The following is a 25,580-nucleotide window of genomic DNA, read 5'->3' as shown; positions in this document are numbered from 1 at the left end:
CCCCGGAGCTTGGGTTACGCGCTCGGCAGGGCACCCCCGGAGAGCGCGTGGCTGATCAACGAAGTTCTTCGTAACTTTTCTCCCTTCTGGTCAAGAATCCCAGTCTCAATGCGTTGACAATCTACGAAGACAGTCGTAGGTTTTGATCCGGGACTTACCCAGGAGCAAGAACCATGATCCGTACACTGTCGCTCGTTGTCCTCATGTCCACCACGCTGGCGCTTTCAACCACGGCTCAGGCCGATCGCGCCGGTACCACCGCAGTCAAGGTCCAGTCGTCCATGTCGGTTTCCGAGATCCGTCAGTATGTGGAGGACGTGGATCGGCGCTTTCAGAAGGGCCGCTATGACGTCTCCAGCAAGCGCGATCAGGAATGGATGATTCAGATCATCGCCGCCTTGCGTCAGGAACTGGACGCTGCCGACAGTTCAAGCGCACCCTCCCCGAAGCTGCGTGAGCTGGCCAGCGAATTCGAAACCGGCGTCATCGGCATCGAAGAGGGTGGCATCGTCTGCCGGCAGGAGCGCAAGGTCGGTACCCGTATGACCACCCAGCGCTGTTTCTCGCGCAAGCGCCAGATCGAGGATAACTCGGAGTCACAGGAGTCACTGCGACAGATGAGGAAGGGTCAGGGGCTGGTGTTGATTCCGCCCAACGGTTGAGCCTTGCAGCCGATCAAGGATCTACGGCATGGCCAAGACCTATGCTCGCCACGCCATCGTCGGATTTTGCCTCGCATGGACCGCGATGACGGCAGCCAGTGCCGATCCGGGCTCCCGTCCCACCTCGGCGGACGAAGCGCCGTCGAGTGTGCCGGTACCGCCCAGAGCTGACGCTCCAGGCGATGCAGCAGCCATCGCCGCGTATGTCGCCCAGGTGGACGGGCAACTGCGCGGCGGTCAATACAAGCGGCTGGAACAGCAGACGATTGCGGAGCTGGAGATGGTCGATTCTTAATCGCGGGCCCATCCCGACGGGATTGTTTGAATACGAAGAAAGTCGTAGGTTGAGGCCCGAACGGCAGTCGAATGGGCTCTGGCTTCACTTGGCTTCGAGACTGCCGCGGCGAACGGGAGGCACCGAATCGACACTGATGGACTCGGACAGCGGCTCGCGCCATCACTGCCGAGCTCACCTGAAGGCCCAATTTCCCCCGGCGCGACGCATGGACCCCCCTTCGATGGTCATCCCCTGCATCGAAATCATGCGTTCGCGCCACTTTCTTTCGATTTAGTGGGCTGCTCCTCATTTTCACCAAGACAATCTTCCGCTACACTCAGGAAGCCCTTGGGAATCAGGCAGATGGCTGCCATGCTTAAAAAAGCACTTTCAGTTGTTGCAGCATTGCTAGTTGCCGCTACGGTTTACGCCGCCGGCCCGGAGCTTCGTGCCGATCATCCCGACACTTATGTCGTGAAGAAGGGCGATACGCTGTGGGACATCTCCGGACGCTTTCTGAAGAGTCCGTGGTACTGGCCGGAGATCTGGCAAGCCAATCCACAGATCGACAATCCACACCTGATCTACCCGGGTGATGTGATCAGTCTGGTCTATATCGACGGTCAGCCACGGCTGATGGTCAATGGCGCGCCTCCGGGTGAGCCTGCGCCAGACATCGGGCCGAGGATGCGCGAAGTTGACGACGCGCAAGCCATTCCGCCGCTGCCGCTGTCTTCGATTCGCAGTTTCCTCTCACGCCCCCGGGTGCTGAGTCAGGAGGACTACGAGAACGCGCCGTACATCGTCGCCAACGAAGAAGCCCATATCCTCACCACCGATCAGCAACTGGTCTACGGGCGTCGATTCAATGACGGCCTGGAGACGGGTCAGCAGTACATCATCGCCCGGCCCACCCTGGTGTACCGCAGCGTACCGGACGGCTGGCTGTGGCAGAAGGACAAGCGCCGGTCGAAGACCAACACCTGGGAAGCAGCCGATCAGTACCGCAGCAACTGGCGCGAGTGGATTGCCAATCGTGGCGAAGACGTGCTCGGCTATGAGGTCGAGGAAGTCGGCAACGCCACGGTCACCCGCGTCGGTGATCCGGCCACGCTGTACGTGACCTACGGCGACAGGGAAATCCGCCGCGGAGATCTCCTGCTGCCGGTGGAAGAATCGCCCTTGCCGATGAACTTCTATCCGCATGCCCCGGCGTCGGTGCCGGCCGATGCGCGGGTCATCGGCATCAGCGGCGACTACGATCATGCCGGTCCATCCGATGTACTGGCGATCTCGGCAGGCGCCCGCGAGGGTGTGGAGGTCGGTGAGGTCTATTCGATCTACCAGCCCGGTGAAACCGTGCAGGACGAGACCAGCTATCCGAAGGGCACGCTGCGCGAGTTCTTCAACCCGCGCGACAAGAAGGTCACGCTGCCCGACGAGTTTGTCGGTCACGTCATGATCTTCCGCACCTTCGACCGCATCAGCTACGGTCTGGTGATGAACGGCGTGCGGCCGGTGAACCTGGGTGCCGTCCTGAAGGAACCGACCGAGCTCTGAGGTTCACTCGTTCCGACTGACAACGACCGCTGCGGCGGTCGTTGTCGTTTCTGGCGCCACCGGTACCCGCGACAATGCGAGAATGGGCGCTGCTTCTGTGACCCGACCCGGCTTGGACGATTCCCAACTCTATTGGCTGACGCTCTACAGGGCCTATGGCTGCGGCAGTGTCGGCAGTCTGCGAGCGCTGGAGAGTGCGGGCGGCGATATCCGGCTGGCGGTCGAGCGCGTGGCTTCGGCTGCTTTGGGCGCGGCGGCCATCGACCGCGCCCGCACTGATGCCCAGCTTGATCAGCAATGGCTGAATGACACGGGCGCCTGCGTGCTCAGCATTCGCGATCCGCGTTATCCGCCGCTCTTGCAAAGGCTTGCCGGCGCTCCTTTCCTGCTGTTCGTGCGCGGCGACGCCGACGCCCTGTGGACGCCGCAACTGGCAATTGTCGGCAGCCGTCAAGGCACCGCCGGTGGTTTGGCCACTGCGCGCGATTTTGCCGCCACCTTTGTCAGCCGTGGCTTTGCCGTGGTCAGTGGCCTCGCGGCCGGGATCGACGCCGCCGCGCATCAGGGCGCCATCGATGCTGGCGGCACCACCGTGGCCGTGCTCGGCACGGGCCTGGACCGCATCTACCCGGCCCGCAACGCCGATCTGGCGCGGGCGATCGCCCTGCACGGCGCGCTGGTCACCGAATTTCCGCCGCGCACGCCGGCGCGCAAGGAGAACTTCCCGCGTCGCAACCGGGTCATCAGCGGTTTGTCCCTGGGCACGCTGGTGGTGGAGGCCAGCCTGGGCAGTGGCTCGCTGATCACGGCGCGAGTGGCCGCCGAGCAGGGCCGGGAAGTCTTCGCCATCCCCGGATCGATCCACAATCCCTTGGCCAAGGGCTGTCATCAGTTGATCCGTGACGGCGTCAAGCTGGTGGAAACCGCCCAGGAAGTCATCGACGAACTGCAGCCGCTGGTGCGGGAATGGGCCGACACGCTGGGGCCACTCGAGGTCAGGGCAGCCCCGAGCGAATCCTCGGGAAGGCCGGCACCAAACCTGGACGATGCGGACTATCAGGCACTGCGCAAGGCGCTGGGACATGACCCGGTGGCGCTGGATGCCCTGGTCGAGCGCACTGGATTGACCGTCCCGGTGCTTTCCAGCATGCTGCTGCGCATGGAGTTGGAGGGGGAAGTCGTAGCCAATCCCGGCGGCACCTACAGCCGCTGCGCCGGATGAGGATGAATGAAAGAGAACATACTCGACGTACTGCTCTATCTGTTCGAAAACCTCATGATCGACGAGCCTGAATCCGATCAGGACCGCGATTCACTCCAAAGTTCGCTGCTCGAAGTCGGTTTCACCCCAGGAAATCCGCAAGGCCTTTGACTGGCTCGACGAACTCGCCGAGCTCAGGCCCGCGCGCGAGCCGCAAACCCTGGATGCCGGCGGCCCGATTCGCGTACTCGCCCCGCAGGAGCGCGAAAACTCGATCCCGAGGCGCAGGGCTTCCTGATGTTTCTGGAACAGCAAGGCGTCCTCTCGCCGGCGCAGCGGGAGCTGGTGCTCGATCGGGTCATCGCCCCCTGGACGTGGGCGAGGTCGATGTCGAGGAATTGAAATGGGTGATCCTGATGGTGCTGTTCAACCAGCCCGATCAGGAAGCCGCCTATTCCTGGCTGGAAAACCTGATGTTCGACCACGACGAGTCAGTCAATTAGCGACTGGCAACTGGCAACTAGCAACTAGCAACTAGCGACTAGCGACTAGCGACTGGCGACTGGCGACTGGCGACTGGCGACTGGCGACTGGCAACTGGCAGCTGGCGCGCACTTGCGGTCGGCGGGGCAAGCGTTGAAACGGCGTGGTGGCGAGCCGCGTGTGTAGTCCCGACATTGCCCAAAAGCCATGAACCACGAGCTTGCCTGTAGGAGCGACCTCGCGTCGCGACCGGGTAGCCGCATGACCGCATCAGCGGTCGCGCCGCAAGGGGGCGCTCCTACAGGTGAACAACTTAGACGTTGCACGCATGCTGATGCCAGATCAATTCCTTGCGCTGTGGGTTCACGGAGAGCGCATCGAAGCAATTCAGAAGCCCACCGCAAGAAGCGCTGGATTGCTTCGTCACTGCGTTCCTCTCCATGAACCCATATCGCAAATTGTTGATTTGCTGTTGTAGGTCACGTTGCTCGCGTAGCGAGCTACGTGACGCAAATCGATGTCACGTAGTCCGCTGACGCGGACAACATGACCTACGACACCGGGTTCATGGCCCGTGCGCAGTGTTGGGCCGATACAGGTGGCTTGCAATGACTCACCATCACGCCGCAATCGAAGCGCCCAATCGCCAATCGCCAGCGCCAGCCGCCAGCCGCCGCCCCTGCGCAACTTGGCCCGCATCGCCTCCACGCTGAAACTGGCGACATCGCCCTTCGGCCCGCGCAGCGGCGCGCCGGCTTCGGGTGCGCGGGCCTGACCAAAGATCACTTCATAACTGGCCGGTATCCGGCCTCGCGCCGTTGCCCCTCGTAGGCGGCGAGCATTCGAGCGTAGGCGCTCTTGCCGGTCAGCCCACGGGCGCGCCACTGAGCGCGTTGCCGGCGCCGATGGCCTTGAGTTCGCGCATCACCTCGTTCACCTCGGTGTACTCCAGCGTGTAGCGCTCGGTATCGAACATGGGATTGACGAAACCCTGCGCCAGAACGCCGTCGCCGACATCGTGCATATCCAGAAACACATGCACATGCGGACGCTCATCGGCCGCATGCCAGGCCGACCGCAGCTCCTTCAGCGTATCCGGGCCGAAGCTGGTGAACAGCAGCCAGCCACCCGGCTTCAGCACCCGCCGGAACTCATGCCAGACCGCAGCCAGGTCCGGGCACCACTGAAGGCAGAGATTCGAGATCAGCAGGTCCATCGAGCCATCGGCAAAGGGCAGGGCCTGGGCATCTCCGGCCACCCGCCGGAAGGGTCGCCACCAACCGGCATTGCGTTTGGCCTGTCGCAGCATGCCCATGGCCAGATCGAGCGCAATGACTTCGGACCTGGGCAGGCGTTTCTTGAGCTGCGCCGTCAGTCGTCCGGTGCCAGCGCCCACGTCCAGCACCCGCTGGGGCGGCGCTTCCAGCAGCGCCAGACGTTCCAGCAGCAGATCGCCGACCCGCTGCTGCAACACCGCCGTCTGCTCGTAGCCACGGGCGGCACGAGAGAAGGCAGCACGGACGCGTTGGCGATCGAAGGACATGCGGCTACCGGCAAGCAGGATCAGGGCGCGAAGGCTAGCAGGGGAGGAGCATGGTTGTCGGTTGTCGGTTGTCGGTTGCTGGTTGCTGGTTGTGGGAGCGGACTCTGTCCGCGATCGGCATCGGCCAAGGCCCAACGCAGTTCGCGTTCAAGGCGGTGATCGCGGACAGAGTCCGCTCCCACAGGCAAGGCGGAAACGCCTCCAGGGTCCCAACCTGGATTGATCATCGCCGCAACTCACAACTCACAACCCACAACCGACAACCGACAACCGACAACCTGCACCTACCCCAGCCGCACTTCCTCCCGATACGGCGAGATATCGAAGAAGTGTCCGGCGTTGAGCTTGTCCTGCACGCCATGCCACCAGGGCACGGTGAAGATCTCGCCGTGGCGAGCGATCAGGACTTCGCGGAAACGCCTGGGCAGGCCGAGGAATTCGGTGAACTGCTCTGGAAACACATCATCGTCGCCGACGAAATACCAGGCACCGTGGTGCATTTCCTCGTCATCGTCGCGGGCGGCGGGCAATTCGCGGAATCGGCACTCGGTGACCAGGCAGAGCTCGTCGTAGTCGTAGAAGATCACCCGGCCATGGCGGGTGACGCCAAAGTTCTTCAGCAGCAGATCGCCTGGGAAGATGTTGCTGGCGGCCAGATCCTTGATCGCCAGGCCGTAGTCGATGACGGCGCGCTCCACCAGTTCCGGCGGCGATTCCTTGAGGAACAGGTTCAGCGGTCGCAGCCGGCGCTCCACATACATATGGGTCAGGATCAGATCTTCGCCGTCCTCGATCACGCTGCTGCGACAGCTGTCCAGCAGTTCCTCCAGCAGCTCTGGGGAAAAACGCCGGCGCGGGAAGCGCAGGAAGCGGAATTCCTGAGCATCGATCAAGCGCCCGGCGCGGTCGTGCTTGAACACCAGCTGGTACTTGTCGATGACATCCTGACGGGTCATCAGCTTGGATGGCGCAAAACGGTCACGGATGATCTTGAACACCAGCGGATAGCTCGGCAGCGTGAACACCGCCATGACCAGACCCTTCTCGCCCTCGGCCAGGGTCAGCGCCTCGTCACTGGCTTCGAAGTGCCGATAGAAATGCCGGTAGCGTTCGGTCTTGCCCTGCTTGGCACGCCCGAGCACCGTGTAGATCTCGTTGACCGGCTTCTTCGGCAGCAGCGTGCGCAGGAACACCACGGCATCGCCCACGGTCTCCAGATCGGCCTGGAAATAGCTCCGGGTCACGCCGAACAGCGCCGAGACATCGTCGCGCTGCACCATCACCGCATCTGCGCGAAGCCCGGCGTCCTCGTGCACCAGCGCGATGACCAGCGGCGCGAACTCGCGCTCGCCGAAGATGCGACCTACCAGATAGGCGCGGCGCTCGCGGTAGAACACGGTTTCCAGCATCTCCACGGCCCGCACCATGGGCGTCCCGTCCCAACGTGGCAGCTGTTCGGCCACCGATGTCGAAATCCGCTGGGCCGAGGTACCGATATCGGCGAAGGGCACGTCGAAATGGAAATCTTCCAGCAGGCGCTGGAACAGCTCCTCGGGCGAACGCGTAGCGCTGTAGTTCAGGCGCGGCACCGGGTGGGTGAGCCGGTCGGTGGGTTCGATGTCGAGCGCCACGAATTCGCTGGACGGGTCAACGCCGCGGGTCTTGAAAAAGCGCCGGGTCAGGGTGTTGAAGAAGGTCTTGTTGAGCTCCTGATCCAGCAGCGGCGAGATCAGCTCGGCGTAGCGATCGCGCACGCGTGACCACAAGCCCTTGTCACCGACGCGCTCGCCGAGCTCGGCTTCCAGGCGCCGCGAGGTCTCGGCCACGCAGACATCGTAGAGCTCGATGCGCTCGATGGCGTCGAGTCGAGCGGCCGTCCACTCGCGGCGCTCAAAGCGGCGCTTGGCGCGCTGGGAGATGGCGCGGAAGCGGGCGTTGTAGTCAGCGAAGGCGTCGCGCAGATCGCTGGCACAGGACTTCGGCCAGCTCGGCGTCCGCTTGCGGTCGAGGCGCGGACAGGAAGGTCATTGCGATCTCCGCTACCAGAATCATCCAAGTCTGGCGCGCCGGCCCTGGAACTTGCAAATGGGATCGCCCGCGATGGGCTGCAGCTGGCAGCGCCGGGTCCGGGGCCGGGCAGAGCCCACCGGGCGTGCATCAACGCCCGCCGGCTTGACCTGCGTCATTGAGCGGCCGCGGCCATTGGGCGGATCGTGCCCTCAAGCCCGCAACGGTTGTCGGGCGTTCCTTGGAGGTTCCGGTCATGTTGATGCGCAAACCCCTTTTTGTATTGCTGGCGCTGGCCCTGGGTGGCGCAGCACTGGCCAATGATGTGGTCAATGAGCGTTTGCCCAAACAAGGCAACCAGGCCGGTGAGGCGGCCTTTCTCGCCAATTGTGCCGCCTGCCACCAGCCCACCGGCGTCGGCCTGCCCGGGGCCTTTCCGCCGCTGGCCGGCTCCGATTTCCTGAAGAACAACGACCAGACCAAGGTGCTGTCCTCGATCCTGCAGGGCATCACCGGCAAGCTGGTGGTCAATGGCGTCGAGTACAACAACGTGATGCCAGCCATGAGTCATCTGGCTGATGCCGATATCGCCAACATCGTCACCTACGTCTATGCCAGCTGGGGCAATCCGGGCCACGTCATATCAAGCGCCGACGTGACAGCGGCGCGCAAGACCCTTGCGGTGTCAACCGATCCCGCGCAGGGCTCGCGCCATCCCGGCACCAAGGAAGGCGAGAATGAAGTATCAGGCCACCGCCTCGGCGGTGCCTACCGAAGGCATCGAGATGGTGCTCAACCCCGACGCGCCACCGATCAGCAAACCTGAATTTGCCCGCGCCACCGAAATCTTCTTCCAGCGCTGCGCCGGCTGTCATGGTGTATTGCGCAAGGGCGCCACCGGCAAGCCGCTGACGCCCGACATCACCCGGGCCAAGGGCACGCAATATCTGGAGGCGCTGATCAACTTCGGTTCGCCGGCCGGTATGCCCAACTGGGGCACCTCGGGCGAGCTGAGCAAGGAAGAGGTCAACATCATGGCCCGCTTCCTCCAGCACGATCCGCCCACACCGCCGGAATTCGGCATGAAGGAAATGAAGGACACCTGGAAGGTATTGGTGCCGGTCTCCAGCGCCCCACCCAGAAGATGCACCAGCGCAACACCGACAATTTCTTCGCCGTGACCCTGCGTGACGCCGGTGAAGTGGCGTTGATCGACGGCGACACCAAGGAGATCGTCAACACGCTGAAAACCGGCTACGCGGTGCATATCTCGCGCATGTCCGACTCCTCGCGCTACATCTACACCATCGGTCGCGATGCCAAGATCGACCTGATCGATCTGTGGATGAATCCGCCGGCCATCGTCGCCGAAATCAAGATCGGCCTGGAAGCGCGCTCGGTGGAGACCAGCAAGTTCAAGGGCTATGAGGACAGATACGCGATTGCCGGCGCTACTGGCCGCCGCAGTTCGTCATCATGGACGGACCGACCCTGGAACCCTTCAAGATCGTCTCCACACGCGGCATGACTGTGGACACCCAGGAATACCACCCGGAACCGCGCGTGGCCGCCATCGTCGCCAGTCACGAACACCCCGAGTTCATCGTCAACGTCAAGGAAACCGGGCGCATCCTGCTGGTCAATTACTCGGACATCGAGAACCTGCAGATCACCACGCTCAACGCCGCTCGCTTCCTGCATGACGGCGGCTGGGATTCCACCCATCGCTACTTCCTGACGGCGGCCAACCAATCCAACAAGATTGCCGTGGTCGATTCGCGCGAGCGCAAGATGGTGAACCTGGTCGATGCCGAGAAGATTCCGCATCCCGGTCGTGGCGCCAACTTCATCCATCCGGAGTTTGGTCCGGTATGGGTGACCAGCGCCCTCGGCAGCGAGGCGATCACCCTGGTCGGCACCGATCCGGAGCAGCACCCGCAGCAAGCCTGGAAGGCGGTGCAGGTACTGAAGGGTCAGGGCGGTGGCTCGCTGTTCGTGAAGACGCACACCGAAGAGCCAGCACCTGTACGTCGATACGCCTCTGAACCCGGATCCGAAAATCAGTCAGACCGTGGCGGTCTTCGACACCCAGAAGCTGGGTGCGGGCTACAAGGTGCTGCCGATCGCCGAATGGGCCAAGCTCGGCCCAGGTCCCAAAGCGTGTGGTGCAGCCCGAATACAACGCTGCGGGCGACGAAGTCTGGTTCTCGGTCTGGAGCGGCGCCAAGGAAGAAGCGCCATCGTGGTCATCGATGATCAGACTCTGAAACTGAAGAAGGTCATCAAGGGTCCGACGATGATCACGCCCACCGGCAAGTTCAATGTCCACAACACGGTCAAGGATGTGTACTGAGCAGCGCCTCGCCGACGGTCATCCAGACGGTCGGCGTCGGCGGGAATGGCGGGTCGGGACAGCGCAACAGCTGCCCGCCCGCCCTTCTTGACGCAGGCGCTACCAGGCCAGCTCTTTGCCCTCGTGGCTGAAGAAGCGCCCGTTGTCGTCCTGCGTGAGACCGTCAATCAGGCCAAGCACATCACGCACGGATTGTTCCGGCGTCAGCGGCGCCTTGGCGCCGCCCATATCGGTCTGCACCCAGCCCGGATGTACCGCCACGCTGCAGATGCCACGTTCGCCCAATGGATAAGACAACTGGCGCATGGCCATGTTCAGGGCGGCCTTGCTGATGCAATAGCTCGGCACGTAGAAGCTGTCCCGCGCAGAGATCGAACCCAGCACCGAGCTGATGTAGACCATCCGCGGCTGCTTGCCGGCCGCCAGCGCCTCGGTCAGCGCCTGCGCCAGCAGCACCGGACCCACCGCGTTGACCGCGAAACTGCGTTCCAGATCCTCGGCCTTGAGCTGACCGAAGTGCTCCCCGCTGATGTTGACCCCGGCATTGGCGATCACCAGATCCAGTGAGGGTGTGACCAGCACCAGTTCGCGCGCCAGTTCGGCGATGGAGTGCGGGTTGCCGACGTCCAGCGGCAACACGTGCAGATGCCCGGGATAGTCGCCGCACAGATGGTTGAGCTCGGCGCAGCGCGCCGGATGCCGGGCAGTGGCTACCACGCGATCGCCGCGCGCCAGCAGTTGTCGGGTGAACTCCAATCCCAGGCCGCGATTGGCGCCGGTGATCAGGACATGCATGGAGTGGCTCCTGGTTGCGGGTTGGCCGCCATTGTCGCGCGGAATGGAGTGCAGGGCGAAAGGGGCACGGGGCACGGGGAGCGGGCTTGGGTTGTTGTACGTCCAGACGTCTGGACGCTTTTCCAGCAGCAAGCAAAGCGCCTCGCAAGTCTGGACCCACAAAGGGCCAAAGACGAAACTGCTGTTGATGTCCCGCGCCCCCCTGTGCCCCGTGCACCACCGTGCCCCCCGTGCCCCGTCTACAACTCGCGCTCGCCCATGATGAAATCGTTGAAATGGGCGAGATCGGTGACCGCCCATGATGCGTTGAGATGGGCGAGGTCGGTGACCGCCGCCGTGCAGTGATAGTCCAGGCCAGCAGTGCGCGTCCAGCACCGCGTCCCAGCTGCCGACCAGCTCGGTGAAACGCTGCACGTGTTCGGCGTCGTGGCGCTCCAGTTGCACCCGCACGAAGGCGCTGAGGCCGCGACCGAGTGCGGCTGGATCGAGCACTGCGCGATAGCCGCGGATGACGCCGGCACGCTCCAGCCGCTGCACCCGTCGGAGGCAGGCAGAGGGCGACAGCGATAGCGCCTCGGCCAGTTGCACATTGGTGCGCCGGGCATCGCGCTGGAGCAGATCCAGCAGCAAACGATCGACACGATCGAGTTCAGCCATGATGCATTCTTGCTCCAGAGGGCACATATACGCACCTAGATTGCGCCAACAGCCATCAGCGGCGCAAGAAACGCACACGCGCTGCGAACGCTTCGCGCTAAGCTAGAAGGCTGAAGCCAGCATCGGGAGGGATGTCATGGAGCAACCACGCCGGGTCGAGAGTCAGCTGACCGACAAGGGCTACGTGCCGGTCTACACGACCACTGTCGTCGAGCAGCCCTGGGATGACTACACCGAGGCCGAGCATCAGACCTGGGCGACGCTGTTCGAACGCCAGATCGCGCTGTTGCCGGGCCGCGCCTGCGACGAGTTCTTTGACGGTCTGCGCCAGTTGGGCATGAACGCGCATGCGATTCCACGCTTCGCCGATCTCAATCCCATTCTCAAGGAACGAACCGGCTGGCAGCTGATCGCGGTCGAGGGTCTGCTGCCGGAGGTGGCCTTCTTCGAACACCTGGCCAATCGCCGCTTCCCGGTCACCTGGTGGATACGCAAGCCGGAACAGATCGACTACATCAGCGAGCCGGATCTGTTCCACGACCTCTTTGGCCATGTGCCGCTGCTGCTGCTGCCGGTATTTGCCGACTACATGCAGGCCTACGGCGAGGGCGGCCTCAAGGCCGCGCGCTACGGCGACGAGCCGCTGACGGAGCTGACCCGGCTGTACTGGTACACCGTGGAGTTCGGCCTGATCAACACCCCGGCGGGCTTGCGCATCTACGGTTCGGGCATCGCATCCAGCAAGAGCGAAAGCCTGTACAGTCTGGAAAGCGCGGCCCCCAACCGCATCGGTTTCGAACTCAAGCGGGTCATGCGCACACGCTATCGCATCGACACCTTCCAGAAGACCTATTTCGTCATCGACAGCTTCGAGCAGCTGTTCCGGGCCACCGTGGATCCCGATTTCGGACCGATCTACTACGATCTCAAGGGCGCCGCGGCTTTCCCCGCTGGCAGCGTGCAGCCGGATGATCGGGTGTTCCAGAAAGGCTCGGGCGAGGGCTGGCCTGCCGAGGGTGACGTCTGATTCTCCCCGAACGCGTGCAATTGTCCGGTCAATCCGATCAGTGGTACTTTTGTCCGGACAATCTTTAGGCGAGACTGCGCACCCCGAAAGTGAGCAGGAGCCATCGATGATGAGTCATCGATCAATGCGGTGTCTGGTCGTGGGTCTGGTCGCCCTGATGCCGACACTGGCCATGGCTGGAAGCGTCCCGTCCAACGACGACTGGGCCAATCGGATCCAGATCAATCCCGCCACGCTGCAGCTGCCGGGCGGATTCAGCGACAGCCAGCCGGACATTGCGCTGGCCACGACCGAGGGCACCGATCCTATCCTCGCCTGCAAGAACGGCGACACCCAGCAACGCGGCAACACGGTCTGGTACGGATTGAATTTCGCGAGCCCGGGGCAGAATTTCCACGTCAACCTGAGCGCGCTCGGCTATGACGATATCGTCGCCATCTACACGGGCACGCCTGGCAACTTCCGGCCGGTGGTGGGTGCCTGCAACGACGACGGTGCCAGCGGTTTTGCTGCGGCACTGGCCGGCGTGCGCCTGGAAGGCAACGTCGACTACTCGATCGTGGTCGCACGTCCGGCCCAGAACCCCAATCCTGCGAGCCTCAGCTTCAACATCCGCTCGGCGCCCGTCTACACGGTCACCAAGACGGCGGATACGCTGGACGGCCAATGTGATGCCGACTGCTCGCTGCGCGAGGCGATCAGCGCCGCCAATGCCGCACCCGGTGCCGTGGTCATTCCGGCGGGCGACTATGCACTGACCCGCACCGGCAACGACAATGGCAACGTCAATGGCGACCTCGATCTGACCACCGGCATGGCCGTCTACGGCGCCGGTCGTGACAGCACGCGCGTGTTCGGCAATGGCGCCGAGCGGGTCTTTGATCTGGATCCGGGCAATACCCTCGGGCACACCTATGCCTTCAAGGATCTGTCGGTGCGCAACGGTGTCGCCGGCTTCACGTTTGGCGGCGGTATCAACGCCAGTTCCGGTGCCACACCGGGCAACGAGCATCTGGCCGTGCAGCGGGTGGAGCTCAGCAACAACAGCACGCAGTTGTCGGGTGGTGGCCTGCGCGCGAACGGGCCCACGGTGGTGATCGATTCGGTCATCAGCGGCAACACCGCGGCCAGCGATGGTGGCGGCCTGTCCTTTGGCGGCGACGCCAACACCCGCGTCGATGTGGCCTTCAGCACCATCAACGGCAACAGCTCGACCTCGGGCTTCTCCGGCGGCGGGGGCGGTATCGCCTCGACCTCGAACACCTTCATCTACAACAGCACGGTTTCCGGCAACCAGGCGCGCTTCAATGGCGGCGGCGTGCTCTCGACCACCGCCAGCGGCCGCATCAACCTGATCAACGTGACCCTGGCCGACAACCGCGCCGACAGCGACGGCAACGCCGCGGGCGTCGGCGGCGGCCTGCGCATGGAGGGCAATTTCGGACTGGTCCAGAACAGCGCCTTTGCCGGCAATCTGGTCGGCAATGGCAGCACGGTCGATGACTGCAGCAACAGCGCCTCGCTGACCAACATCAACCTGGCCTCCAATCATCTGGAGGCGCCCAGCTCCAGCTGCGGATTCAGCAGCGGCAGCGGCGATGTGCTCGGTGTGCCGGCGGGACTGGCGGCCCTGGCCGACAACGGCGGCGGCACCCGCACCCATCTGCCGCAGGCAGGTAGCCCATTGATCGACAGTGGCTCGGACCTGCTTTGCCTCGGCAGCGATCAGCGCGGCATCGCTCGCCCGCAGGACGGCGACAACAGCGGCACGGCCCAGTGCGACAAGGGTGCGGTGGAGGTTGAACTGTCGATACCGGACAGCGTGTTCGCCAACGGCTTCGAATAACGGCGACACTCGGCAAGGATGCGGGGAACGGGGCACGGGACACGGGACACGGGACACGGGGCAGGGGTCCAAACTCGACCCATGATCTGACTGAGCCGCGACGTGGGTCCCCTGCCCCCTGCCCCTTGCCCCCGTCTGATGCGCGGAGAAGCACACCGACCGGCGTTTCCCCGTTCACCGCATGTTTCAGTTCCGGCTGGCATTTCTGGGCGCGAGTTCCCGGCGAGCGAAATCTCGATGCACTCTGTCCCCCGGATTCTGGGCCGCCTGATCGGCAGCGGCGTCGCTGCAGTTCTGTGCCTGTCAGCGCCAGCCCAAGCCGCCAGGGCCGATCTACTGGCCATACTCGACGCCGCTGGTGCCGGTACCGGCTCGCTATACGTCAACTGCAGTGCCGCAGCCGATGCGCCGGAGTCGGTACTGGAGTCGGCGGTGCAGTATCTCCCGGATGCCAGGGACCTGCTGGCCTGGCGGGTACTCCAGACCGCGCGGGGACCGTGCCTACGTCTGGACTGGCCGCAGCAGATCGATCTGAGCCCACAGCAGGCGCAGGGCCTGCAGCGCCTGGGACTGCCGCCGGCCGCGCTGGCTGGCGATCTCGGCAGCAGTGCCTACCCGAGCGCGGATGTACGCGCTATCCGCGAACGCGAGCGCGATCCCTTGTGGCAGACCCCGCCGCTGATTCGGCTGGCGGCGGACCGTCCCAGCCTGCCCTGGTGCCCGGTCACGCTGCCCAGCCGCGAACTCTTGCCGATGTCCTTGCCCGATCCGGTAGCGCCGTTGGCGCTGAGGGTACGGCCCTACCGCTGCAAGCCCGGTTCGCGGCCGACGGCCGGCAGCGGCGTGCTGCTGTCACCGGATCTGGCCATGACCGCCGCCCACGTGGTGCTGACCCATGAAGGCGTGGTCTGCGATCGCTACCGCCTGGTGCCGGGCGGCCGCCGCTATTCGGAACCGCCGGCGGCGCCCTTCGGCACGGCCATGGTCTCACGGGCCTTTCTCAGCGAGCGCGGCGGCTGGCATCGTGATGCCGAGGCCCCGCCTGATGTCAACGAGCGTTTTGACGAGCGCACCGCCCACGATTTTGCCTTTCTGGTGCTCGATCAGTCGGCCGATCTGCCATCGGACCTGGCTTGGCCGCGGCTGCGCTTCGGCGCCTCGCCCGCCGCTCCCGGCTTGCGCGTGCTGCGTGCCGGCTACGGCGTGATCGGCCCGGCTGGTCGGATTGCGCCGGGCGCTGCCGTCAACCTGTTTGGGCAAAGCGCCTGTCCGCGCGGAGCCGAGCCCTTTCAGCGCTTCGCCCTGTGGATGTCTGCGGGCGCCAGCGGTGGACCGATCTGGCGCTGGCCAGCGGCCGGACAGCCGCTGGAATTGCTGTCGCTGGCGGTGCGTATGGAAACCTACAGGGATGAACAGCATGAAACCCTGGGACCGAGTTTCGACCAGACCGACTATCGCCGTCTGCTTGATCTGCTGGCACAGACCGGGCGCGAGCGCGCAGCGCAACGGGCTGCCGCCGAGCGGAAGATGCAGCTGCCGAAGGCCTCTCCGACCCGGGACGAGGAACCGGCCGAACGTCGCGAAACCGCCCGATCAAAGATCTACAAGCGTCAGGGCTGGCGTTTGAAGGACTGCCTGCGCTGCGGTGACTGACGGGCTCAGCCGGCGCTGGCCACCCGATTGCGGCCCGCAGCCTTGGCCGCGTACAGCGCCTGATCGGCGCGTTGCAACCAGGCCGTGAAATCGCGGTCCTGTGACTGCCGACTGGCCACACCGATGGAGACGGTCAGAGGCAAGGGCTCTGCGGCGCCCTCGATCTGCAGAGGTGACTCCTCGACGGCCTGTCGCAACTGTTCGGCGATCTGCAGCGCCTGCGTCGGCCCCCCCACATTGGCCAGCAAGCCGATGAATTCCTCGCCGCCGAGGCGACCGGCACTGCCGAAACCGGCGCAGCTCTGGAGTAGTTGCCGGGCGACGTGTTGAATGGCACGGTCGCCGACAGCATGGCCATGGCGGTCGTTGACCTGTTTGAAGCGATCGATGTCGACGACCATCAAGGCGGCATCGGCACCGGAAGCTGCGGCGTTCGCAATCAGGGCGTCGCCCTTGGTCACCACCGTACGGGCGATTGGCCAGACCTGTCAGATAGTCGGTCGAAGCCGCCGACTCCCAGCGTCGCGTAAGTCGTTGCGAACACATCAACAGAAAGGTCGTGGTGCCGATCACCGGGATCACCGCCGCGACCATCGGCGTCACCATGTTCAACCAGTGACGCTGGTCGAGCAGACTGGATGGCGAGCCGGACGCGCTGAGGAAGTACAGCGCCCGCAACATCATGAAAACTGCGGCCACCGCAAACATCCCGGCCAGCACATCGCGACTGGCACTGCCACGACGGTCGCCGGTCGAGTACAGGGTGCGGATGCAACCGAGCAACAACCAGAACCAGGCCAGCGACACGGCGGCGACGCGCAGCGGAAAGCTCTCGTGGACGGCCACGAACCAGTAGATCACGATCACACCCAACGCCACCGGCCACAGCAGCCCGTAGTGTTCGCCCAGACCGTAGAACTGCCGCAGTGCACGCCAGTAGCCGGCCAGGCCCAGCAGCAGCAGGCCATTGGCCAGCGGCAGCACGTAGATTTTCGACGCCTCGGTCTGCAGCGCCAGCAACACGCAGCCGGCCGCGTGCAGCAGCGTGGCGATGCGCCAGCTGATGGCGCTGGGCCGCAGATCCATGGGAAGCTCGCGCTGGACCAGACCGAGGACGCCGCCGTTCAGCAGAATCATCAGCGCAGCCATCAGTATCGCGGTACCCGGGTCCATGGTTCACACGCTGTCCAGCCGGAACCAAGTGCCGGAATCACAGTGTACCCGCGACGCCATCCAGGTCGGCACGCACACATCAGTCGTGCATCATGCGTGACAGTTGCAGATGGCCGCGGCCCGCCGAAAGAGCGGATCAAGCGCACCGCGCGCGGCTCAGGGCCGCAGTGCAGCCGCAATCTCGGCGGCGCTGTACCAGCGACCCGTGGGCGCCTCCCGCACCAGGCAAGCCAGGGCCAGATTCTTCGGCGCCTGCTGCTGCACGCCTTCGGCGCAGCGCACCACGGCGCCACAAAGATCGTCGATCTCGGTGCTGCGGCCGGCCAGGCGATCGTCGTACATCGATGAGCGTGCGTCAGGGCTGATCCTGAGCATGCGCGCCGCCAGCGGCTTGAACAGCCAGGTCGGCAAGCGCAGCAGGCGCGGCAGCCAGCGCGGTGGCAACGGCGTCACCCGAGCCACTGGCTCGGCCGCCCGATCGAGGATGGACAGGGCCTCTTCCTGCAGATCGGCCAGCAGGCAGCGAAAGTGTCGATCCAGCAGTTGCTGACGCAGCGGCAGGCCGCTCAGCGCATTCAGCGGGTTATTGAGATTGAGCAGGAGCTTGCCCCATTGCACTGCGCGCATGTCGCTGCGCAGTTCCAGCGCCAGACCGGCTTTCGCGCAGATCGGCAACAGCGCCTCGGTGATCGGCGCACGCTCGGCCATCAGCTGACCATCACTGGTGCGCCGCACCTGACCCGGCGCGATCTGGACCACGTTGTAGGGCACCATGCCGGCCAACGCCGTCAGCCCGGGCGCTGCGCTGCGGATGCGGGCGACGTTGTCGACACCGTTCTGGAAACTCAGCACCGGTGTGCCGGCGGGCACATGCCTGGCCAGATCCGCGGCGGCCTCGGCGGTGGCTGGCCCCTTGACCGTCAGGATGACCAATTCCGGAACCGCCAGAGCCTCAGCCACGGTGGCACTGGCCGTGAGCCCGACGGCATGCTCGCTGCCATCCAGATCCTGAATTCGCAGAGGCGCCGATCCCAGCGCCGAAACCAGCGCCGGCCGGCCGATCAGATGCACCTGCGCACCGCCATGGGCCAGCATGCCGCCCACGAACTGCCCGATGGCACCGGCACCGTAGACCAGAATCTTCATTGCGGCGGGTACTCCCGGATCTGTAGTTGCGCCAGTCGCTCCGGCGGATTGAGCTTCGCATACGGCGTCTGCCGCAGATAATCCAGCTCCGTGTCGATCAGTGCCTGCGCCTCGGTATTCCGCCCCAACGCCAGATAGACGCGCGCCAGATACCAGGCGGTCAAGGCCCGTTTGCCGGCGTTGCCAGCATCCGGCTGACGCAGTTTGGCCAGCTGTTTGCTCCAGCAGGGGCAGCGCCTCGGCATGGCGCCCCGCGGCGGTCAGGGCGCGGGCCAGACGTTCGTCGGCGCCGAGCACGGCCGGATGATCGGCGCCAAACAGACGGACGCGCTGCTCACGGGCTTCCTCGGCCAGACGTACGGCCTCGGCGGCGTGACCCTCGATGATCTCGAAATCGACCTGGTTCAGCGCCGCCGTGGAGACATCCGGGTTGTCCGGCCCGAGCACGCGGCGGCGGCGCTCATAGCATTCGCGCGTGAACCTGGAAGCCTCCGCGATATTGTCGTTCATGGCGAGAAATGCGCCCAGATTCAGCATCGAGCGCAGTGTCAGCGGGTGGTCGGGACCGAGCGTTCGCGTGCGCATCGTCAGCACATCGCGGGCCAGGGCGATGGCTTCGGGCAATCGGCCGAGTTTGGCCAGGCTGACGGAGGCACCGTTCATGCTCTGCAAGGTCAGCGGGTGCTCGCTACCCAGATGCAGGCGGCGCCAATCGGCGGTCTTCAGATGGATCGGCAGTGCCTGCTCGTACTCGCCAAGCATGCCCAGATTGGAACCGAGCGCGTCCAGCGCCGTAATCGTGCGCGGATCGGATTCACCAAAGCGGGCCTGCAACTGTGCCAGCGATTGCTGCCACAAGGGTGTGGCATCTTCCAGGTCATCATTGCGCCCGAGCAGTGCTGCCAGCACCTGACGGGACTGAATGGTCTCCAGGGCATCGACGCCGAAATAGGCTTCGTGCCGGCTCAGCAGATCGCGCGCCATCTGCACGCTCTGCGCCAGCTGGCCGGCCTCCAGGCCCAGCACCTCCACCCGCAACCGTTCGGCGCTGAGCATCACGCCGGTGGCATTGGCGCCGCGGGCGTCCTGGATCAACTGCTCCAGCGCCGGCAGATCCTCGCGCCCGCGACCGAGCGCGCGCATGACCTCGCTGCGGCTGAGGCGCGCCTGCAGCGTCTTGGCGGCCTGCTCGCCGAGTTCGCGACGCAGGCTGTCGAGCGCGGCGTCGATGACTTCAAGTGCGGTACCGAAGCTGCCCAGCGACAAATAGGCCTTGCCGATGGCCAGCCGCAGTTCGGCGCTGACTTTGGGTTGTCCGGCCAGTTCGGTGTCGATCGCGCCGAGCGCGCGACCCAGCAGATCGTCGTCGATCAGCTGCCTGGCGGCTTCGGTGGGGTTGGCCAGATTCAGATCCTGATCGAAGGCCGCGAGGCGGTCCTCTGCGGCAGGGTCCGACTTCAGTGCTGCTGCGAGTTGCTGGTGCAGGGAACTGCGCAGGCTCTGGCCCAGAACGGCGGGATCAAGGCCGGCCAACATCGATTGCTGGAACTCGCTGACCTGCTCCAGGTCGCGCTGCCGGGCGGCCACCTGATCGCGCTCGGCGCGGGCCTGCAGCAGGCCGTAGGTGGCGGCGCCGAGGCCAGCGATCAGGCTGAGCCCAAGCCCCGCGGCCACGCCCAGCGACAAGCGGTTGCGGCGGATGTACAGGCCAAGTCGATGGCCGCCGCTCGGTGGCCGCGCCCGCACCGGCCGGAAATCCAGCCAGCTGCGCAGATCGTCGATCAGATCACTGACCGCCTCATAGCGCCGGTTGCGCTGCGGATGCATGGCGCAGGCCACGACGGCGTCGTCGAGATCGCCCTGGACCCGGCGCGCCCTGGGCTTGTCACCCAGTTCGAGCAAACGTTGCGAGACCGCCACCGGCTCGAAGCCAATCAGCGCCTGGCGCAAATCTGCGCCGCTGAGGCCGCTGAACTGGCCGATGGCAAACGGCGGGGTGTCGGCGATCAACTGGTACAGGATCACGCCCAGCGCATAGATGTCGCTGCGGGTGTCGACATCGACCAACTCGCCGGACTGCGCCACGCCGGCCTGTTCCGGACTCATGTAGCCCGGGTGCCGGCCATGGCCATGCCGCTGCGCTGGCCCGGCAGGCGCACTGAGGATGAGGCCAGGCCAAAATCGATGATCTTCGGCTGCGCCACCCCGTCCACCGTGGTCACCAACACATTGGCCGGTTTCAGGTCCAGATGCAGGATGCGCTTCTGATGCGCATGCTGGACCCCCAGGGCCACGCGGATGAACAGCTCCAGGCGAGCCCTCAGACCCAACTTGCAGCGACGGCAGTAGTCGTCGATGGCTTCGCCCGGAACGTACTCCATGGCCAGATAGGGGAAGCCATCGGCGGTCGTGCCGGCCTCGAAGACCTGGGCAATGGCCGGATGGCTCATCCGCGCCAGTGCCTGGCGTTCGATGTCGAAGCGCACCGAGGCCTCACCGCTGCCCAGGCGCAACTGGCTGAACTTCAACGCCACCTGGCGCTGCACCGGATGCAGCTGGTCGGCCAGGAACACCTGGCCCATGCCGCCGGCACCGAGCAACTGACGCAGCTCGAAGGGCCCGAGGCGCTGACCGGCGTGAAGCACGATCCGATCCGACTCGGCGTGGTCGCCGACCCGGCTCAGGGTCACCAGGTGCAGACTCGGCGCCGGCGTCAGACGGGTCTGGTCCGATAGCGGATCGCTCATGCTCCGAGCTTGCCGTCGCAGCGGAGTGAGATCTGAAACTGCATCAAGCGCGCATGTCCTTCAGCTTCGTGCCGCCATTGTCCACGCTGGACAGTGAAGCTTACAGCGGCAATGCTGCAGCCATGGACCTCGGCTACCGGTGAGCCCGTCGGCCCCCAACGCAAGTGACTGTGATGAAGATCGCTGCAAGCCACTCCGGCGCCGACATGGTGACCCGTCCGCAAGCCTGGCGCCACGAGCGTGCCACGGTGGCGACCCTGCTGCCCCCTGATCGACCGCAGCGCATTTGCCGCGGACATTGCGGCGCTCAGGGTCGAGCTGATTCAGGATCTGGGTGCGGCAGATCTTGCCCATCTGGAGCGCATGGAGCGCTGGGGCCGGATCTGCGGCCTGCTGGGCTACGCCCTGGCCTGGATCCCCTTCAACCCGCTGTCCTGGCTGCTGCTGGCGATGGCCAATGTGGCCCGCTGGACCATGGTCACCCACCATGTCATGCACCGTGGCTACGACCGCGTACCCGAAGTTCCGGCGCGCCTTAGCAGCCAGCACTACGCGCGTGGCTGGCGGCGCTTTCTGGACTGGCCGGACTGGATGCATCCAGCTGCCTGGGCGCATGAGCACAATCAGCTGCATCACTTCCATACCGGCGAAATCGAAGATCCGGATCTGGTCGAACACAACGCCTGGCTGCTCAGGCTGAAGTTGTTGCCGCGGCCCTTGCGCTGGTTGCTGGCGTGTCTGCTGATGGCCACCTGGAAGCTCAGCTACTACGCGCCGAACACGCTGTGGGCGCTGCAGCAGCAGCGTTTGCGCAGTGCAGCGCCAGCGCAGCGCGCGGGCTTGCCGAGCGCCGGCACGGTCTGGCGCCTGCTCTATCCGGGTGAGCGGCTGCTGCTGCCGATCAGCCGGCGGGCGCTGGAATTCTGGGCTCGCTGCGTGTTGCCCTACGCACTGTTGCGTTTCGGCCTGATTCCGGCCCTGTTCCTGCCGTTCGGGGTCGAGGTCTGGATGGCCGTGCTGATCAACAGTCTGATCGCCGAAGTGATCGCCAATGTCCACGCCTTCGTGATCATCGTGCCCAACCATGCCGGCGAGGATCTGTGGCGTTTCGAAGGCCGGGTCAAGGACAAGGGCGAATTCTACCTGCGACAGATCGTTGGCTCGGTGAATTATCCCGGCGGCAGCGATCTGCGGGACTTTCTGATGGGTTATCTCAACTACCAGATCGAGCACCACGTCTGGCCTGATCTGCCGATGCTGAAGTACCGTCAGGCCGCACCCAGACTGAAGGCCATCTGCGCCCGCCACGGCGTGCCCTACGTCGAAGAGTCGGTATTCCGCCGCTTCGCCAAGCTCTGGGCCATCCTGATGGGCGATGCCAGCATGCGCAGGGCGGCCTAGCCCGCATTTCTCACACCTGCGCGAGCAGATGCCCCCAATTTCCTAGTGGTTCAAGGCGATTCCGAGGCACGCACCAGTCACAGACCGTTTGGCTGCATCTGCCCGCTTTGCGGACCTCGCTGGTTCTTTGCGACTATCGCTGCGTTGCTCCTCCTCGCAATGGAATCACCATTCCTCGTCGTCGCGCCTTGCGCTAGTCGCAAAGCCCTGCGCGATCTTCCGCAACAGGTGTGAGAAATGTGGGCTAGGGTGGATCGGGAAAGGGGGGCAGGGGCCGGGGCCCCAGCTTGTCGCACGATCTGATTGTGACAGGAAGCCCGGCGCCTGCGTCCAATTGATGCGTGAATAGACCAACCGGCGCGACGGGTATCCCGGCTGGGTGGGCGCGAGTCCTCAATTTTTCGGACAGCTGAATGCGGGGCAAGCGGCGGGAAGCCAGTGATCGCACAGGCCGCATGTCTGATACCGTGCGGGAAGATTGGTCCCCTGCCCCTGCCCCTTTCTCGAAAGCACCTACACGCACGACGCCAGCGCCACGCCCTACGGTGCTTGCTGATCCAGCAAGGCCTGCCATTCCTCGGGTGTGTTGACGCCGCGCAGCCGGGCTCGGGTCGCAGCATCGGCGGGTAATGCGTGGATGCGCAGATGTTGCTGCAGGGCTTTCAGCGATCGATGTCCCGGGCTGTCGCCGCTGACGGCGTACTGCATCCAGCGTCGCGTTTCCGGTGTCACCCGCAGCGCCATCGGCAAAGGCTCCTCGCCGTAGCGGCAAACGGCTCGCCCGATCTCGGTGGCCACCAGCAAGCCATCGAGCAATCCGCGCAGCAGGTTGGCGTCCAGCAAGGGCTGATCAATGGCGCTGACCAGCCAGCGTGATTCGGCCTCGCTGGCCGCAACGCTGGCAAGACCGCCCAGCGGACCGCGCTCGGGGAACTGATCCGGCACATGGGGATACTGTGGGTAGTTGCCGCTGACCAACACGCGGCTGCAGCCGGCGGCGCGCAACCACTCGGCGCAGCGGTCGATCAGGCGCTGTCCGTGCCAGACCAGCTGCGCCTTGTCGGCGCCCATTCGCTGCGACCGGCCGCCGGCCAGCACCACACCCAGGCAATCGCCATTGCTGTCCATGACCGCATCATGGACCCAGTGCAGCGTTCAGCGCCAGTCAGCTCGGGGCTGAGGGGCAGCCGAAGGTCAGGACGCGGGCTGCGGTATTCGAATCATCGTGCCCGTGTCGACCCCGAATTCGCGCAAGCGGGCCAGTGCTGCCTGATAGCTGGCCTCGTCAATCGTGGGCGTGCGCGCATAGACCCAGGCCAGTTTGGCGTCGGGGGTGGCGATCAGCGCCACCTGCTGGTTCTGTTGCAGGGCGATGATCCAGAACTCGGTCGAGAACGGCCAGATGAAGCGCGCCTTCATGCGCGCGCCGGACTCGTCCAGCGCCCAGGCCACGCCTTCCCAGCGCTCCTCGGGTGAATCCATGGTGCGGCGAAAGTAGTAGAGATCGTCCAGACGGCCGTCGCTACGCTGCACATACTCCACCCGCGCAGCCACCTTGCCGCGTTCGGCGAAATAGGGCACGTTGGCAAGGATGTACCAGCTGCCCAGCATATCCTCGCGGGCGATGGTCGGAAGCGCCGCCCGCGCCTCAGTGTTGCGCGTGGAGGTGGCTGCGCAGCCGAGCATCAGCAGCGGCAGCAACAGCAGTGCGAGCCAGCGAATCGAAAGCATGCGTGCAGCGTTCATCAGAGAGGTTCCGGTGGAGCAATCAAGCGGTGGCCGCGGGTCAGGGCGGTTCGAAAACGACAAGGTCGCCGATGCCTTGGCGCGCGCCAGAAATGAAAAGCCTAGTCTTCCTGTTGTCTACGGGGCCTTAAATCGGCGCCACAAGAACGTGAGCGCGGCGCCTTGAGCGCATCACCGGCACTGATTCTGGCGGTGACCATGTTGTTGCTGGGCAAGGTCTACGCGCGTTCGGGCGTGCTTCCGGCCTATACCCCGGAAGTCATCAACCGGCTGGTGATCTGGCTGTTCCTGCCGGCGCTGGTATTGAAAGCCGTGCACGGCTTGCACTTCGACCCCCGTCTGCTGGTGCTGATCGGCACGCCCTGGCTGCTGGCAGCAGTCACCGTGGCGGTGGTTCTGTCGCTGCAGAGATGGCTCGGCTGGCCACGGGAAGTCAGCGCCTGCCTGCTGCTGTGCGTGGCCCTGGGCAATACCGCTTTCCTGGGCTATCCGATGATCGAGGCCACCCTGGGGGCGGCGGCGCTGCCCTATGCGGTGGTCTACGACCAGCTCGGATCCTTCCTGTTGCTGTCGAGTTTCGGCGTGATGGTGGTGGCCGTGTACAGCGGTGCCCGACGGCCGCCGTGGTGGACCGTGCTGCGCAAGATCGTCACCTTTCCGTCCTTCGGCGCTCTGCTGCTGGGCCTGCTGCCGTGGCCACGGCCGCCGCTGCTCGAAGGCCTGATCGACAGTCTGGCCGGGCTGCTGGTGCCACTGGCCATGTTCGCGGTCGGTTTCCAGCTCAAGCTGGTGCCGCCGCGCGCCTATGCCCTGCCGATGCTGGCCGGGCTTGGACTCAAGCTGCTGCTGCTGCCGGCGCTCGCCTTCGGCATCGCCCATCTGGCCGGTGCCGAAGCGCTGCTGACGGCGGTCAACACCCTGCAGTCGGCCATGCCGGCCATGATCACCGCCGGCGCCCTGGCCATCGACGCCCGTCTGGCCCCGGATCTGGCCGCCGCACTGGTCGGCTACGGCATCCTGATCTCGGTGCTGTGGCTGCCCTTGTTGGCGAAGCTGGTGCTAGCGGTGGTGTAGCCGGAGCGGCGAGGGGCGTGAAGGGGACTCGGGACACGGGACACGGGACACGGGACACGGGACACGGGACACGGGACACGGGACACGGGACACGGGACACGGGACACGGGACTCGGGACTCGGGACAAAACCCCAGGCGTCATTGCGAGCCACCTGTCTCGGCCCGACACTGCGCACGGGTCATGAACCCTGGCAGGTACGAAGCGGCCTTGAGGAGGGACGCGCGCCT

Annotated in this window: 17 protein-coding genes and 3 pseudogenes; 12 read left to right on the top strand and 8 right to left on the bottom strand. The window is 64.9% G+C overall.

Annotated features, from left to right (window positions below; translation table 11 throughout):
- The first annotated feature begins 173 nt into the window (after window positions 1-173).
- The 5 genes and pseudogenes from H7A19_15795 (at window position 174) to H7A19_15775 (ending at window position 4,203) form a co-directional block, all read left to right on the top strand.
- Window positions 174-662 (top strand): hypothetical protein, encoded by a 489-nt coding sequence (locus H7A19_15795; protein ID MCP5476292.1) that lies wholly within the window; start codon window positions 174-176, stop codon window positions 660-662.
- A 28-nt stretch (window positions 663-690) separates the two neighbouring features.
- Window positions 691-957 carry a hypothetical protein gene (locus H7A19_15790; protein ID MCP5476291.1) on the top strand — a complete coding sequence of 89 codons (267 nt, stop codon included), beginning with the start codon at window positions 691-693 and terminating at the stop codon, window positions 955-957.
- A 354-nt stretch (window positions 958-1,311) separates the two neighbouring features.
- Window positions 1,312-2,499 carry a LysM peptidoglycan-binding domain-containing protein gene (locus H7A19_15785; protein ID MCP5476290.1) on the top strand — a complete coding sequence of 396 codons (1,188 nt, stop codon included), beginning with the start codon at window positions 1,312-1,314 and terminating at the stop codon, window positions 2,497-2,499.
- An 82-nt stretch (window positions 2,500-2,581) separates the two neighbouring features.
- Entirely contained in the window at window positions 2,582-3,721 is a 1,140-nt protein-coding gene (gene dprA, locus H7A19_15780) for a DNA-protecting protein DprA (GenBank protein MCP5476289.1), read from the top strand.
- 6 nt (window positions 3,722-3,727) lie between these two features.
- Window positions 3,728-4,203 (top strand): annotated as a pseudogene (locus H7A19_15775) (DUF494 domain-containing protein).
- Between the two features lie 403 nt (window positions 4,204-4,606).
- On the opposite strand, the pseudogene bioC reads toward H7A19_15775, so the two are convergent.
- Both bioC and aceK read right to left on the bottom strand, forming a co-directional pair.
- Window positions 4,607-5,726 (bottom strand): annotated as a pseudogene (bioC, locus tag H7A19_15770) (malonyl-ACP O-methyltransferase BioC).
- A 284-nt stretch (window positions 5,727-6,010) separates the two neighbouring features.
- The gene (gene aceK / locus H7A19_15765; GenBank protein MCP5476288.1) at window positions 6,011-7,687 is read right to left on the bottom strand and encodes a bifunctional isocitrate dehydrogenase kinase/phosphatase; all 1,677 of its coding nucleotides are present in this window, start codon (window positions 7,685-7,687) and stop codon (window positions 6,011-6,013) included.
- Between the two features lie 302 nt (window positions 7,688-7,989).
- Here aceK and H7A19_15760 point away from each other — a divergent pair, with 302 nt between their 5' ends.
- The gene (locus tag H7A19_15760) at window positions 7,990-8,559 is read left to right on the top strand and encodes a cytochrome c (GenBank protein ID MCP5476287.1); all 570 of its coding nucleotides are present in this window, start codon (window positions 7,990-7,992) and stop codon (window positions 8,557-8,559) included.
- Window positions 8,519-10,086: pseudogene (locus H7A19_15755) on the top strand (c-type cytochrome). Before H7A19_15760 ends, H7A19_15755 begins: the two are co-directional and overlap by 41 nt.
- Before the next feature lie 99 nt (window positions 10,087-10,185).
- Here the strand turns inward: H7A19_15755 and H7A19_15750 are convergent.
- On the bottom strand, window positions 10,186-11,538 hold the full coding sequence (locus H7A19_15750; GenBank protein MCP5476286.1) for an SDR family NAD(P)-dependent oxidoreductase: 1,353 nt from the start codon (window positions 11,536-11,538) through the stop codon (window positions 10,186-10,188).
- Between the two features lie 136 nt (window positions 11,539-11,674).
- Between H7A19_15750 and H7A19_15745 the strand changes: the two genes are divergently transcribed.
- The 3 genes from H7A19_15745 to H7A19_15735 all read left to right on the top strand — a co-directional run bounded on the left by H7A19_15745 (window position 11,675) and on the right by H7A19_15735 (window position 16,064).
- Window positions 11,675-12,565, top strand: coding sequence for a phenylalanine 4-monooxygenase (locus tag H7A19_15745; protein ID MCP5476285.1), 891 nt, complete (start codon window positions 11,675-11,677; stop codon window positions 12,563-12,565).
- 109 nt (window positions 12,566-12,674) lie between these two features.
- A complete protein-coding gene (locus H7A19_15740; GenBank protein MCP5476284.1) occupies window positions 12,675-14,411 on the top strand; it encodes a CSLREA domain-containing protein in 1,737 nt (578 codons plus the stop codon).
- Between the two features lie 237 nt (window positions 14,412-14,648).
- Window positions 14,649-16,064 carry a trypsin-like peptidase domain-containing protein gene (locus tag H7A19_15735; protein MCP5476283.1) on the top strand — a complete coding sequence of 472 codons (1,416 nt, stop codon included), beginning with the start codon at window positions 14,649-14,651 and terminating at the stop codon, window positions 16,062-16,064.
- A 5-nt stretch (window positions 16,065-16,069) separates the two neighbouring features.
- Here H7A19_15735 and H7A19_15730 read toward each other — a convergent pair whose 3' ends face one another.
- The 3 genes from H7A19_15730 to H7A19_15720 all read right to left on the bottom strand — a co-directional run bounded on the left by H7A19_15730 (window position 16,070) and on the right by H7A19_15720 (window position 21,130).
- Window positions 16,070-16,525, bottom strand: coding sequence for a GGDEF domain-containing protein (locus H7A19_15730; GenBank protein ID MCP5476282.1), 456 nt, complete (start codon window positions 16,523-16,525; stop codon window positions 16,070-16,072).
- Window positions 16,526-17,393: 868 nt separating this feature from the next.
- Window positions 17,394-20,489 (bottom strand): 2-dehydropantoate 2-reductase, encoded by a 3,096-nt coding sequence (locus tag H7A19_15725; protein ID MCP5476281.1) that lies wholly within the window; start codon window positions 20,487-20,489, stop codon window positions 17,394-17,396.
- A complete protein-coding gene (locus H7A19_15720; protein MCP5476280.1) occupies window positions 20,486-21,130 on the bottom strand; it encodes a serine/threonine protein kinase in 645 nt (214 codons plus the stop codon). The genes H7A19_15725 and H7A19_15720 overlap by 4 nt, the downstream gene beginning before the upstream one ends.
- A 240-nt stretch (window positions 21,131-21,370) precedes the next feature.
- Between H7A19_15720 and H7A19_15715 the strand changes: the two genes are divergently transcribed.
- Complete coding sequence (locus tag H7A19_15715) at window positions 21,371-22,531, top strand: fatty acid desaturase (GenBank protein ID MCP5476279.1); 1,161 nt, start codon at window positions 21,371-21,373, stop codon at window positions 22,529-22,531.
- Between the two features lie 540 nt (window positions 22,532-23,071).
- Here the strand turns inward: H7A19_15715 and H7A19_15710 are convergent.
- Together H7A19_15710 and H7A19_15705 are read right to left on the bottom strand one after the other, a co-directional pair.
- A complete protein-coding gene (locus H7A19_15710) occupies window positions 23,072-23,659 on the bottom strand; it encodes a molybdenum cofactor guanylyltransferase (protein ID MCP5476278.1) in 588 nt (195 codons plus the stop codon).
- A gap of 66 nt (window positions 23,660-23,725) precedes the next feature.
- Complete coding sequence (locus H7A19_15705; GenBank protein MCP5476277.1) at window positions 23,726-24,277, bottom strand: lipocalin family protein; 552 nt, start codon at window positions 24,275-24,277, stop codon at window positions 23,726-23,728.
- 198 nt (window positions 24,278-24,475) lie between these two features.
- Here H7A19_15705 and H7A19_15700 point away from each other — a divergent pair, with 198 nt between their 5' ends.
- A complete protein-coding gene (locus tag H7A19_15700; GenBank protein MCP5476276.1) occupies window positions 24,476-25,351 on the top strand; it encodes an AEC family transporter in 876 nt (291 codons plus the stop codon).
- The last annotated feature ends 229 nt before the right edge of the window (window positions 25,352-25,580 follow it).

Source organism: Rhodanobacteraceae bacterium (genome assembly GCA_024234055.1).
GTDB lineage: Bacteria > Pseudomonadota > Gammaproteobacteria > Xanthomonadales > SZUA-5 > JADKFD01.
The sequence above is the reverse complement of the archived record's forward strand: the minus strand, read 5'-3'. Positions and strand labels throughout refer to the sequence as shown.